Consider the following 13873-nt stretch of genomic DNA (forward strand, 5'->3'; position numbering starts at 1 on the left):
TTATAAAAACACTTGGCGCCGCATTGTTGCCCGGCCTGATTAAGCCCGATGAGCGCCTGCCATGAGCGAAAGAATTCCCGTCCAGATTGTCGAGATCGCCACCCCTTCGAGCATCCCCCGCGCGAAGGTCAAACAGATCGAAGGCCAGATCACCACCCGTAGCTTCAGCGGTCTTTTCCGCAACTTGCGGATAAGCGGCAGCGGGGTTCTGTTCCTGCTGTTCTTCGGCACCGTCTGGCTCGACTGGGGCGGCCGCCAGGCCGTGCTCTGGGATCTCTCGGCCAGCAAATTCCATATCTTCGGCGCGACCTTCTGGCCACAGGATTTCATCCTGCTCTCGGCGCTGCTGATCATCTGCGCGTTCGGCCTGTTCGCCATCACCGTCTTCGCCGGGCGCGTCTGGTGCGGCTACACCTGTCCACAGAGCGCCTGGACCTGGGTCTTCATGTGGTGCGAGAAAATCACCGAGGGTGACCGTAACCAGCGCATCAAATTGCACAGCGCGCCCTGGAGCGCCAACAAGGTGCTGCGCCGTTCTGCCAAGTACGGCATGTGGCTGGCGATCAGTCTGCTCACCGCACTGACCTTCGTCGGCTACTTCACCCCGATCCGCCCGCTGACGAGCGAACTGCTCAGCCTGCAACTGGGTGGCGCCAGCCTGTTCTGGGTACTGTTCTTCACCGCCGCGACCTACCTCAATGCCGGCTGGCTGCGCGAGCAGGTGTGCCTGCACATGTGCCCCTATGCGCGTTTCCAGAGCGTGATGTTCGACAAAGACACCCTTACCGTCTCCTACGATGCCGCCCGTGGCGAGAGCCGCGGCCCACGCAAGAAGGAAGTCGACCCGGCCACCCAAGGCCTGGGGGATTGCGTCGACTGCCAGATGTGCGTGCAAGTCTGCCCGACCGGCATCGATATTCGCGATGGCTTGCAGATCGACTGCATCGGTTGCGCCGCCTGCATCGACGCCTGCGACACGGTCATGGACAAGATGGGCTACGCCCGTGGCCTGGTGCGCTACACCTCGGAGCGCGTGCTGCAAGGTGGCAGGACCCACCTGCTGCGTCCCCGCCTGATCGGCTACACGCTGGTCCTGCTAGTGATGATCGGCGCCTTCGCCCTGGCTCTGGCCCAACGGCCGATGGTCTCGCTGGACGTGACCAAGGACCGTGGCCTGTTCCGCGAGAACAGCCTCGGCCAGATCGAGAACATCTATACCTTGAAGGTCATCAACAAGACCCAGCAACCGCAGCGCTATCTGCTGTCGCTGGCCGAAACCGACAAGTTTCAGTTGCAGGGCAAGCACGAACTGAGCCTGGCAGCCGGGGAGATCGTCGACATTCCGGTGTCAGTGGCGATGACCAGCGAACGCGCTGAGAGCACCTCGCAAAGCATCGGTTTCGAGGTGACCAATAGCAATGATCCGAGCGACCGCGTGCAGGCGCGCAGCGCCTTCGTCGCACCGCTGAACCGCTGATGGCCGTCGCATGAACCGCGCGTTGTCATTAGAGTGTCCGCACGACGTTCCGCTACCCGCGTGCCAGGACAAGATGAAGCGCTACGAAAAATTCGCCAACGAGATCGCCGAGCTGATCCGCTCGGGGGTGCTCACCCCCGGGCAACGCGTACCCTCAGTGCGCTACGCCAGCCAGACGTACGGCGTCAGCCTGTCCACGGTGTTCCAGGCTTATTACCTGCTGGAGCGCCGCGGCCTGATCCGCGCCCGGCCGCGCTCCGGTTACTTCGTCAACAATCATGCACCCCGGCAATTCTCCGAGCCTGCGATCAGCCCGCAGGTCAACGAGTCCACCGAGGTGGATGTTAGCGAGCTGGTGTTCTCGGTGCTCGACTCGATCAAGGATCCGGAGACTGTACCCTTCGGCTCGGCCTTCCCCAGCCCACTGCTGTTTCCCCTTCCGCGCCTGGCCCGCTCGCTGGCCACCGCCACCCGCGACATGGACCCGCGCATGGTGGTGGCCGACCTGTCACCGGGCAACCCGAACCTGCGCCGACAGATCGCCCTGCGCTATATGGTTACCGGGGTAATGCTCCCCGTTGAGGAATTGGTGATCACCAATGGCGCACTGGAAGCCCTGAATCTTTGCCTGCAAGCCGTGACTCAACCGGGCGATCTAGTCGCCATCGAAACCCCGACGTTCTATGCCTGCCTGCAAGTGCTCGAACGCCTCAAGTTGAAGGCGGTGGAGATTCCAGTTCACCCGCGTGAGGGCGTTGATCTCGCCGTACTTACCGAAACCCTGAAGCGACACCCGATCAAAGCCTGCTGGTTTATGACCAGCTTCCAGAACCCAATGGGTGCCACACTACCGGAAACGAAAAAACGTGAACTAGTGGAGTTACTGCACCAGCACCAGGTACCGCTGATTGAAGACGACGTCTACGCCGAGCTGTACTTCGGCCCGCAACCGCCGAAGCCGGCCAAGGCGTTCGATACGCAAGGGTTGGTGATGCATTGCGGTTCCTTCTCCAAGAGCCTGGCGCCAGGTTACCGGGTCGGCTGGGTAGCTGCCGGGCGCTTCGCACAAAAGGTCGAACGACTCAAGCTGATGACCACCCTTTCCGCCTCGGTACCTGCTCAAGCGGCCATCGCCGACTATCTGCAACACGGGGGTTATGACCGGCACCTACGTAAACTGCGCTACGCCCTCGAAGAACAGCAAAGCGCACTATTGGCGGCTATCGCCCGACACCTTCCGAGCAGCACACGTGTATCTCATCCTGCCGGTGGCTACTTCCTCTGGCTGGAACTCCCGGAACAAGTCGACTCGCTGAAGCTGTTCCAGATGGCCTTGGCTCAAGGTATCAGTATTGCGCCAGGGCCGATCTTCTCGCCCACCCAGCGCTTCCGCAACTGCATTCGCCTCAACTATGGCAGCCCCTGGAACGAGCGCTTCGAACAGGCTACGGAAACCCTCGGACGAATCATCAAATCGTTTTAACTTCCTGCGAGCAACCACCGACCAAGGCCAGCGGCTTAATAGCCATCGAACCGCACCCGCAACATCAGGCTCCCATCTGATACGAGTTATGAATCGCCCCTAATTTTGTAGACACTGCTGAGGGGCCGCTTTTGGCCGGTGAGGTCGTTCGCCAGTGCAGCCGGTCACCCGCCTGAGCGTTGGCTTCCGCCCCAAGGCCGTCGTTCGACATGACTGCTCCCCACGGACCTTCGCAATCTAGGCCCATCGCCGATTTAACGGTCGGTCGCTAAGCTGGAAGCGGAGCTCGGATGCCGTCTCTTCAGCGCTCGACGCGAAAACTCGCCGAGCCAGAAACGCTGCCGTGCCAGAAACACTAGTTACGCCACAGGTCTGGTTGTCACACGTGACTATCGGCCCGTAACTCGGCTGGAGCGAAGTGCAAGCCGAGGATTGCTTCTCGGGCATTGCCCCGGATTCCGCCGTGCTTCATCCCCTGCTGCTACTTCCCTATTGGTTTGTAGCCGCTGGTGCACGAGCGGCCTCAACCTCAGCGCTCTCGGCTCGCGTTAGGAGCGTCGCTCAGGGATGGTCAGGCCGCGGCGATCTCTCCACAGCGGGCTCTTGCTGCTGCAGCGTCCACATCTGCGCGTAGCTGCCGCCGGCCTCCAGCAACTCGCGGTGGCTGCCGCTTTCGATGATGCGGCCGGCGTCCAGCACCAGGATCCGGTCGGCAGCCATCACAGTGGAAAGCCGATGGGCAATCACCAGGGTGGTGCGGCCGACCTGGATGCGCTCGAGCGCGGCCTGGATGGCCTTCTCCGACTTGGAGTCCAGCGCCGAGGTGGCTTCGTCGAAGATCAGGATGGCCGGGTTCTTCAGCAGGGCGCGGGCGATCGCCACGCGCTGCTTCTCGCCGCCGGACAGCTTGAGGCCGCGTTCGCCGACTTCGGTCGCGTAGCCATCCGGCAGGCGCAGGATGAACTCGTGGATATGCGCGGCACGGGCGGCGGCCTCGATCTCCTCGCGGCTGGCCTCGGGACGGCCGTAGCGAATGTTGTAGTAGATGCTGTCGTTGAACAGCACGGTGTCCTGCGGGACTATGCCGATGGCGCCGCGCAGCGAGGCCTGGGTCAGCTCGCGCAGATCCTGGCCGTCGATGCGGATGTGCCCGCCATCGACGTCGTAGAAGCGGTACAGCAGGCGGGCCAGGGTGGACTTGCCCGAGCCCGAACGGCCGACCACCGCCAGCGTGCCGCCGGGCGGGATCTCGAAATCCACCCCATGCAGGATCTCCCGGCGCGGGTCGTAGCCGAAGTAGACGTTCTCGAAGCGCACCCGCGGCCGGCTGGACGCGAGCGGCTTGGCGGCTGGCGCGTCCTGCACGTCCTGGCGTTGATCGAGCAGGCCGAACAGCCGCTCCATATTGGTCAGCGCCTGCTTCACCTCGCGGTACATCATGCCCAGCACGAACAGCGGGGCCGACAGCTGCAGCAGGTAGGCGTTGACCAGCACTAGGTCGCCGATGGTCAGCTCGCCGGCCACCACGCCAGCGGCGGCCCGCCACATCATGGCGGTGACGCCGAGGGCGACCACCAGGGTCTGGCCGAGGTTGAGCAGGGCCAGCGACTTGGTGGCCTTGACCCGGGCGTTCTCCAGGTGCCGCAGGTTGTCGTCGTAGCGCGCGGCCTCGTGGGCCTCGTTGTTGAAGTACTTGACCGTCTCGTAGTTGAGCAGCGAGTCCACCGCACGCTCGTTGGCGCGGGTATCGGCCTCCACCGCGGCGCGGTAGAAGCGGGTGCGCCACTCGGTCACGGCGAAGGTCCAGAGGCTGTAGGCCAGCAGCGTGCCGAGGGTGATGAAGGCGAAGCCCCAGTCGTAGGCCCAGACCAGCACCACGGTCACCAGCAGCACCTCGAGGAGGGTCGGCACTATGGTGTAGAGCGTCCAGTCCAGCAGATCGGAGATCGCGCTGCCGCCGCGCTCGACGTCGCGGGCCACGCCGCCGGTGCGGCGGGCGAGGTGGAACTTCAGGCTCAGGCCGTGCAGATGGCGGAACACCTTCAGGGTGATCTGTCGCGAGGCCCGCGCCATGACGCGGGCGAACACCACCTGACGCAGCTCGCCGAACAGGCTGACGCCGATGCGCGAGGCGCCGTAGGCGAGCAGCAGACCGACCGGCAGCATCAGCAGGCTGGGCTCGACATTGAGCCCATCGACTATCTGCTTGAGGGCAATCGGGACGTACAGGTTGACCAGCTTGGCGGCGAAGATCAGCGCCAGCGCCAGCGCGATGCGTCCGGCGTAGGGGCGCAGATAGGGCAGCAACGCGGCGACCACCGCGAGGTCACCGCGGGCACTGGCCGCCCGTGCGACCGGCGCGGCGCCGGCAGCGCCGTCCTCGGCAGCGCCGGCGCCGCCATTGCTAGACACGCTAGTGTCGGGAGCGCGGACGGGCTGCGCTGCCTGCTTGTCGTCGAGCGCTGTCATATGGCCACCTGCCCATCTAATCGGAGACACCCAGCTGGAACCCTGCACTGCGGCCTGGGCTACGGCGACCGCTCGGCGCCTTCAGCCCGACTTGCGGACTATGGCCTCGGCGATGCTCGCCGGCGCCTCGGCGTAGCGGGCGAACTCCATGGAGAAGCTGGCACGGCCCTGGGACATCGAACGCACATCGGTGGCATAGCCGAACATCTCGCCCAGCGGCACCTCGGCGCGGACGATCTTGCCGGAGACCGCGTCCTCCATGCCGTGGATCAGGCCACGGCGGCGGTTGAGGTCGCCCATGATGTCGCCCATGTACTCCTCGGGGGTCACCACCTCGAGCTTCATCACCGGCTCCAGCAGCACCGCGCCGCCCTTCTGCGACAGCTGCTTGGTGGCCATGGAGGCGGCGATCTTGAAGGCCAGCTCGCTGGAGTCGACGTCGTGGAACGAGCCGTCGAATACCGCGGCCTTCAGGCCGAGCAGCGGGTAGCCGGCGAGCACGCCGTTCTTCATCTGCTCCGCGATGCCCTTCTGGATCGCCGGGATAAATTCCCGCGGAATCGCCCCGCCCACCACTTCGTTGGCGAACTGCAGCCCCTCCTGGGCCTCGTCGGCCGGCGCGAAGCGTATCCAGCAATGGCCGTACTGGCCGCGGCCGCCGGACTGACGGACGAACTTGCCCTCGATCTCGCAGGTGTTGCGGATCGCCTCGCGGTAGGCCACCTGCGGCTTGCCGGTGTTGGCCTCGACGCCGAACTCGCGGCGCATGCGGTCGACGATGATGTCCAGGTGCAACTCGCCCATGCCGGAGATGATGGTCTGCGCGGTTTCTTCGTCGGTCTTGACCCGGAACGAGGGGTCCTCCTGGGCCAGCTTGCCCAGGGCGATGCCCATCTTCTCCTGGTCGGCCTTGGTCTTCGGCTCCACGGCGATGGAGATCACCGGCTCGGGGAAGTCCATGCGCTCGAGGATGATCGGCCTGTTCAGATCGCACAGGGTGTCGCCGGTGGTGACGTCCTTCATGCCGATCAGCGCGGCGATGTCGCCGGCCCGCACCTCCTTGATCTCGGCGCGGTGATTGGCGTGCATCTGCACCATGCGGCCGACCCGCTCCTTCTTGCCCTTGACCGAGTTGAGCACCGCATCGCCGGAGTTCAGCACCCCGGAGTAGACCCGGATGAAGGTCAGGGTACCGACGAAGGAATCGCTGGCGATCTTGAACGCCAGCGCCGCGAAGGGCTCGCTGTCGTCGGCGTGGCGCTCGTCTGCCCGCTCCAGGTTGTCCGGGTGCAGGCCCTTGATCGCAGGAATCTCGGTGGGTGCCGGCAGCAGCTCGACCACGGCATCCAGCACCAGCGGCACGCCCCTGTTCTTGAACGAGGAGCCGCAGACCGCCGGCACCACCTCGCAGGACAGGGTGCGCAGGCGCAGGCCGGCCTTGATCTCCTGCTCGGACAGATCGCCCTCCTCCAGGTACTTGTTCATCAGCTCCTCGCTGGCCTCGGCGGCGACCTCGAGCATGTTGCTCCGCCAGCGTTGCGCCTCCGCCAGCAGCTCGGGCGGAATCGCCTCCTCGCGGCCGCTCATGCCCTGGTCCTCGTCGCTCCAGTAGATGGCCTTCATCCGGATCAGGTCGATCTGCCCGTGGAAATGCTCCTCCTGGCCGATCGGCAGCTGGATCGGCACCGGCGTGTGGCCCAGACGCTGCTTGATCTGCTCGACCACGCGGAGGAAGTCGGCGCCGGCGCGGTCCATCTTGTTGACGTAGGCGATACGCGGCACGTGGTACTTGTCGGCCTGGCGCCACACGGTCTCGGACTGCGGCTCGACGCCATCGGCGCCGCTGAACACCACCACGGCGCCATCCAGCACGCGCAGCGAACGCTCCACCTCGATGGTGAAGTCGACGTGCCCGGGGGTGTCGATGATGTTGATGCGGTACTTGTCCAGCTGCTTGCGCGAGCCGGTCCAGAACGCCGTGGTCGCCGCCGAGGTGATGGTGATGCCGCGCTCCTGCTCCTGCACCATCCAGTCCATGGTCGCGGCGCCATCGTGCACCTCGCCCATCTTGTAGTTGACCCCGGTGTAGAACAGGATCCGCTCGGTGGTGGTGGTCTTGCCGGCATCCACATGGGCCACTATGCCGATGTTGCGGTAATGGCTGATGGGTGTTGTACGGGCCATGACTATCACCTCCGTGGCGGCTGAACAATAAATGGCAACGCCCCGGCGGAGCCCGAAAAGCTTCGCGGGCGGATGGCGGAGTTCATCGGTGAGCGGCTCCGGCTGCCGGACGCTCCGGGCAGCGAAGGCCCGGCCCTGCGGGAAGGGCGCCGCGCGCTTGCCGGCAGCCCCCACTAGTAACGCTAGCACCGCACAGGCCTCCGGGACGGGCTAGGCGCAGCCGCTTATCGCCTGTGAAAAAGGGGACTGATTTATTTGTGCAGATGAACCTGCTGGAATGGCAAGGCGAGCCACGGGTGAGGCATTCACGCCTCACCCGTGGCCCTCCCCATTTACACCAGGGACAGGCTCTAAGGCATGTTGCCGATGATGCGCCTCACCTCCTGCTCGGAGTAGCCGCGCAGCGTCTGCGTCCGCACATTGCCGAGCGAACCTACTTTCAAGAGCAGTGAGGTTGCGGCTTCCTCGGCTCCCTCGACGATAAGCACCAGGTCGTAATTCCCGACCGTCCAGTACGCGGCCTTGACCGTGATGCCGAGCGATTCGGCCAGCGCCTTGAAGGCTTCGAAACGATCCGGGGAATCCTTTACGCTCCGAATGCCCTGATCGGTGAAATTCGCTAGCGTGATGAAGGTAGCCATGATCTCACTCCTGTTCAGATTGCTAGATGACGGTCACCGAGTCAGGAGCCACTGCATGGGAGAAGACCGCCATTCTTCCAAATGTGCACGTCCGCGCGGGTAGGTTTGGCAACACTCATCCGTCCGCCAACCTCCTCTGGGAAGGAATAGCAGCCCGCTGCGCCACCCGCATGACCGCTGATCCACTGGGGCCAAAAAACCACCCCGGCAGTCGCGGCTGGGAGCCGGCACAGCCCGGTTATCGGGCCTATACTTTTCTCCCTGATAGGTTCGAGGCAGACGCCCAGGCCCGATCGAAACGGCTGTCGCGGCAGCGCTAGCCACTCCCCAGCCACAAACAAGGAGATCGAACATGGCAATCCGCATTGGCGACGAAGCACCGGATTTCACCGCCGAAAGCACCGAGGGGACCCTCCGTTTCCACGAATGGATCGGCGACAAATGGGCCATCCTGTTCTCCCACCCGAAGGATTTCACCCCCGTCTGCACCACCGAGCTCGGTTATATGGCCAAGCTCAAGCCGGAGTTCGACAAACGCAACACCAAGGTGGTCGGCCTCAGCGTCGATCCGGTCAGCGACCACCGGGCCTGGGTCGGCGACATCGAGGAGACCCAGGGCCACGCGGTCAACTACCCGATGATCGGCGACGAGAACCTGGTGGTGGCGAAGCTCTACGACATGATTCACCCGAATGCCAGCGGCGGCCCGCGCACCGCGGTGGATAACGCCACGGTGCGCTCGGTGTTCATCGTCGGCCCGGACAAGAAGGTCAAGGCGATGCTGGTCTACCCGATGAGCGCCGGGCGCAACTTCGACGAGGTCCTGCGCCTGCTCGACTCGCTGCAACTGAACGCCAAGCACACGGTCGCCACCCCGGTGAACTGGAAACCGGGCGAGGACGTGATCATCCCCACTTCGGTGTCCGACGAGGATGCCAGGAAGAAATACCCGCAGGGCTTCAAGACGCTGAAGCCCTACCTGCGCGTGGTGGCGCAACCGAAGTAACCAGCGGCCAGGTTGAAAACCAAGGGCTGAACGCAGAACAAAGGGGGACGGGGTCGAATGAATCCGTCCCCTTTTATTCGCGGGGGTGAAGGGTGTCTGTCACTCCGCTCAAGGCCGCAACCAGGCCCGGCGTGGCCCGTGGCCGATGGGCGCAGCCGCGCCCGGCTGGTGGATCAGCGCGGCACGCCACTCGGCGGCGGTATAGGGGTCGGTTTCCACCAGCAACCTGGTCTTGCCGGCGACCAGGGTCGCCACCGGCACGCCGTCGCGATAGAGCAGGCGGTTGCCCGCCAACGCCGGCACCTTGCTGCCATTCAACAGCGTCCCCAGCAGGTTCAGCGGGTCACAGGCGGACAAACTGACCAGGCCGCCATCCGCCGGGTGCTTGCGCACTTCGCGCAGCAGACCGACCGCTTCCGACAGGGCGAACTGCTCGCCGGAGACCCCGGCGACGAAGCGCCCGCCGCGTATCTCTCCGCGTGCCTCCAGGCGGTGATAGACCCGCAGCAGCTCGCGCCAGGACGGCAGCCAGTCGGCCTCGCGCTCCAGCAGGCGCCAGCAGACCACGCCATAGCGGCGCAGCAGGGTGCGTGCCACATGCTCCAGCGCCTGCGCCGCCACCCGGCCCGGCGCCGCCGGTTCCTCTGCGCGCCCGCGCAGCAGGGCCCAGCGCCCGGCGTCCTGCATGTTGGCCAGGGCCAGGCGCGCGCGGCGGTCGTGGCGGCTGCGCCGGGCCGCCGGCAGCAACAACGAGCGCAGGCCGCCGAAACTGTCGGCGTTGGCCAGGCCGAGCGCCACCAGTTCGCCCAGGCAGTCTTCCAGTTCACTGCGCAGCAGGTGCGCCTCGTCCAGCAGCTCATCGAAGAACAGCGCGCCCTGGCTGGCCAGTACCTGACGCACGCGCACGGCACGGGCGGACGGTTCGGGCGCCGGCGCATCCGCCAGGCAGGCGCGCCACAAGCCCAGACTCTTGCGCGGCAACAGGACGATCGGCGTGCTGCGCAGAGGCCCGCCGGCGGCGCGGCTACGCCCGGCCAGGCGGCACCAGACCAGGCGCCCGGAACGGCACAGGTCGTCCAGCCAGTTGATGCCGTAGTCGGCTACCCGGCTCGGCAGAATCTCGCGCTCCCAGGCGCCGGCCGCCGCCTGGAAGCCCTCCAACTGGCCGAGCACCCCGGCCAGGGCCTCGGCGCCGCGCACCCGGCTGGCCAGCGCGACACGCTGCCAGTCGAACAGGAAGCGCATGAAATCGGCACGTTCCACCGGCTCGATCTCGCGGCGCAGGCGCTTCACCGTGTAGCGGTGAATGCGCGCCAGCAGATGCCGCTCGCACCACTCTTCCGCGCCGCTGCCAGGGCTGAAACGCCCGCGCAGCACATAACCCTCGCGCTCCAGACTGGCCAGGACGAAGGCCACCGCCGCCGATTCCAGGCCCAGGTCGGCGGCGATCCGCGCCAGCGGCAAGGGGCCGAAGCCGCTCAGGCGTGCACGTACGACTTCCACCAGCGCCGCTTCCGCCGCCCAGGGTTCATCGAAACCGGCCGGCGCACTGATCGCCGGCTTCGCTATGCCCAGGGGATAAAGCGCCTGCAGCTGGCACAGGCGCTCGGCCGGCAACCACAGGGCCAACCCGCCCTCCAACTGCAGACAGCTCGCACGCCTGGCCCGGGCCAGCTGCGCCAGCCAGTCCGGCCAGCCGGCATTGGCCCGGGCCTCGGCCTCGGTGATGCAGGCCAGGGCCAGCAGCGCCTCGTGCATCTCGTCGGCATCGCGCACCTCGGGCCAGGCCTCCTGGCGCACCGCGGCGATGGCCTCGGCATCCAGCGCGCCGAGGTCGTCGGCCGACTCCGGGTCGGACCAGCGCCGGCGCTGCACCGCCTGGGTCCGTCGCTCCTCCAGCGGTGCATCGTCGAGGAAGGCATAGGGCCGGGCACCGAGGATCTCCGCCGCGAGCGCCGAGGGCGCCGGCAGGTCGCGGGCGATCAGCTCCACCTCGCCGGCCTCCATGCGCCGCAGCAGGGCCAGCCAGGCCTCGCTGTCCATGGCCTGGTGCAGGCAGTCGTCGAGGGTCTGCGCCACCAGCGGGTGATCGGGAATCTCGCGCTCGCCGACGATGTTCTCCTGGCAGGCCACCTGCTCGGGGAAGACCGCCGCCAGCAGGTCCTCGCTGCGCATGCGCTGCAGCTGCGGCGCCACCTTGCGGCCGCCGATGAAGCGTGGCAGGGCCAGGGCGATGGTGGCGCTCCAGCGCCAGCGCACGCCGAACAGCGGCGCATCCAGCACGGCCTGCACCAGCACCCGCTCGGCGCTATTGGAGTGCAGGTAGTGCCACACCTCGTCCAGCGGGAAGCTGTGGCTGGTGGACAGCGAAAGGATCAGCGCGTCCTCGGTGGCGGCGGCCTGCAGTTCGACGTTGAAGTTGCGGCAGAAGCGCTTGCGCAGGGCCAGGCCCCAGGCGCGGTTGAGCCGGCTGCCGAAGGGCGAATGGATGATCAGCTGCATGCCGCCGGATTCGTCGAAGAAGCGCTCCATCACCAACCGCCGCTGGGTCGGCAGGGCGCCCAGGGCAGCGCGCGCCCGCGCCAGGTATTCGACTATCTGCCGCGCCGCCGGCTCGTTCAGGCCAATGGACTGCATCAGCCAGCCCATCGCCGGCTGCAGATTCACTTTGCCCTCGCCGCCCGCCTCCGCCAACAACCGCTCCACCTCCGCCCGCAGGCGCGCCACCGCGGCCGACAGCTCGTCGCTGCGCCCCGGCGCCTCGCCCAACCAGAAGGGGATGCTCGGCGGCAGGCCCTGGGCATCCTCGACGCGCACCCGCCCCGGCTCTATCCGCAGGATGCGGTAGGACTGGTTGCCCAGCTGGAACACATCGCCGGCCATGCTCTCGATGGCGAAGTCCTCGTTGAGGGTGCCGACCTGCAGGCCTTGCGGCTCCAGCAGCACGCTGTAGTCGCCGCTGTCGGGGATGGTGCCGCCGGAAGTGATGGCGGTCAGGCGGGCGGCACGACGGCCGCGCAGGCGCCGGTTCACCGCGTCGCGATGCAGGTAGGCGCCGCGCACCCCGTGGCGGCCGCTGTAGCCCTCGGCGAGCATCCTCAGCAGGGCGTCGAAGGTCGCACGCGGCAGCCCGACATAGGGCGCGGCGCGGGTCAGCAGTTGGTAGAGGCCATCCTCGCTCCACTCGCGGCAGGCCACCTCGGCGACTATCTGCTGGGCCAGCACGTCCAGCGGCGCGCGGGGGATGACCAGGGCATCCAGCTCGTCGCGGCGCACGCAGTCGAGCAGCGCCGCGCACTCGATCAGGTCATCGCGCGACTGCGGGAACAGCCGGCCCTTGGGCGTGCCGCCGATGCTGTGGCCGGAACGCCCGACCCGCTGCAGGAAGGCGGCGATGCTGCGCGGTGAACCGAGCTGGCAGACCAGTTCGACCTCGCCGATATCGATGCCCAGCTCCAGCGACGCGGTAGCCACCAGCAGCCGCAGCTCGCCGCGCTTGAGGCGCTGCTCGGCGTCCAGGCGCAGCTCCCGGGCCATGCTGCCGTGATGGGCGGCGACCGCGGCATCGCCCAGCCGCTCGGAGAGGTGGCGGCAGGCGCGTTCGGCCAGCCGCCGGGTATTGACGAACACCAGGGTGGTGCGGTGCTGCGCCACCAGCTCGGCCAGGCGGTCGTAGACCTTCTCCCAGACCTCATTGCTCATCACCGCCGCCAGCGGCAACGGCGGCACCTCGATGGCCAAGTCGCGCTGCCGGCTGTAGCCGACATCCACTATTGCGCAGTCGGCCTGGGCAAACATGCCCCTCTCGCCATGCGGGAGAGGGGCAGCACTCGCAAGAGCCTCGGCCCCTAGCCCCTCCTCCGCCACCGGCAACGGCCCCTGGCTGCCCATCAGAAAGCGCGCCACCGCCGCGATGGGCTTCTGCGTGGCGGACAGGCCGATGCGCTGCAACGGCCGCCGGCACAGCGCCTCCAGGCGCTCGACGCTGAGCATCAGGTGGCTGCCGCGCTTGCTGCCGGCGATGGCGTGAATCTCGTCGACGATCAGGCTGCGACAGCCGGCCAGCATCGCCCGGCCGGACTCGGAGCCGAGCAGCACATAGAGGGATTCCGGGGTGGTCACCAGGATATGCGGCGGGCGCTTGCGCATCGCCCCGCGCTCGCCTGGCGTGCTGTCGCCGGTGCGCACCGCCGTGCGGATCTGCACATCGACCAGCCCTTGGCGCTGCAACTCGGCGCGGATGCCGGCCAGCGGCTCCTCCAGGTTGATGCGGATATCGTTGGACAAGGCCTTGAGCGGCGACACGTAGACCACGGCGCAGCTGTCCGGCAGGCAGCCGCCCCGTGCCAGCCCTTCGCGCAGCAACTCGTCGATGGCGGCGAGGAAGGCCGTCAGCGTCTTACCCGACCCCGTGGGCGCGGCCACCAGGGTGGAGCGGCCGGCGCGAATCTCCGGCCAGGCACCCGCCTGCGCGGCCGTAGGCCGCGCAAAGGTCGCGCGGAACCAGGCGGCCACAGCGGGGTGGAAACCCTCCAGCGCCGCGGCGTTGGAGGACGACAAAGCAGGGGTAAGGATCATGGGGCCACTATGCGAGCCTAGGGCTGCGGCCTCAA

7 protein-coding genes are annotated in these 13873 nt (G+C 66.8%); 3 read left to right on the forward strand and 4 right to left on the reverse strand.

What is annotated here, in order from left to right; translation table 11 throughout:
- The first annotated feature begins 61 nt into the window (after window positions 1–61).
- Entirely contained in the window at window positions 62–1477 is a 1416-nt protein-coding gene (ccoG, locus tag FFS13_RS09465) for a cytochrome c oxidase accessory protein CcoG (protein WP_137818851.1), read from the forward strand.
- Between the two features lie 73 nt (window positions 1478–1550).
- A complete protein-coding gene (gene mapR, locus FFS13_RS09470; RefSeq protein WP_137818852.1) occupies window positions 1551–2960 on the forward strand; it encodes a GntR family transcriptional regulator MpaR in 1410 nt (469 codons plus the stop codon).
- Window positions 2961–3521: 561 nt separating this feature from the next.
- Here the strand turns inward: mapR and FFS13_RS09475 are convergent.
- The 3 genes from FFS13_RS09475 to FFS13_RS09485 all read right to left on the reverse strand — a co-directional run bounded on the left by FFS13_RS09475 (window position 3522) and on the right by FFS13_RS09485 (window position 8254).
- A complete protein-coding gene (locus FFS13_RS09475) occupies window positions 3522–5429 on the reverse strand; it encodes an ABC transporter ATP-binding protein/permease (RefSeq protein ID WP_137818853.1) in 1908 nt (635 codons plus the stop codon).
- A gap of 81 nt (window positions 5430–5510) precedes the next feature.
- Window positions 5511–7613 (reverse strand): elongation factor G, encoded by a 2103-nt coding sequence (fusA, locus tag FFS13_RS09480; RefSeq protein WP_137818854.1) that lies wholly within the window; start codon window positions 7611–7613, stop codon window positions 5511–5513.
- A gap of 350 nt (window positions 7614–7963) precedes the next feature.
- Entirely contained in the window at window positions 7964–8254 is a 291-nt protein-coding gene (locus tag FFS13_RS09485) for a GYD domain-containing protein (protein WP_137818855.1), read from the reverse strand.
- A gap of 352 nt (window positions 8255–8606) precedes the next feature.
- Here FFS13_RS09485 and FFS13_RS09490 point away from each other — a divergent pair, with 352 nt between their 5' ends.
- On the forward strand, window positions 8607–9260 hold the full coding sequence (locus FFS13_RS09490; RefSeq protein ID WP_137818856.1) for a peroxiredoxin: 654 nt from the start codon (window positions 8607–8609) through the stop codon (window positions 9258–9260).
- Between the two features lie 108 nt (window positions 9261–9368).
- On the opposite strand, the gene FFS13_RS09495 is transcribed toward FFS13_RS09490, so the two are convergent.
- Window positions 9369–13838: a DEAD/DEAH box helicase gene (locus FFS13_RS09495; RefSeq protein WP_137818857.1), complete on the reverse strand. Its 4470-nt coding sequence runs from the start codon at window positions 13836–13838 to the stop codon at window positions 9369–9371.
- Window positions 13839–13873: the final 35 nt, after the last annotated feature.

The organism is Pseudomonas sp. 2FG (assembly GCF_005502935.1).
In the GTDB taxonomy this organism is placed as follows: domain Bacteria; phylum Pseudomonadota; class Gammaproteobacteria; order Pseudomonadales; family Pseudomonadaceae; genus Aquipseudomonas.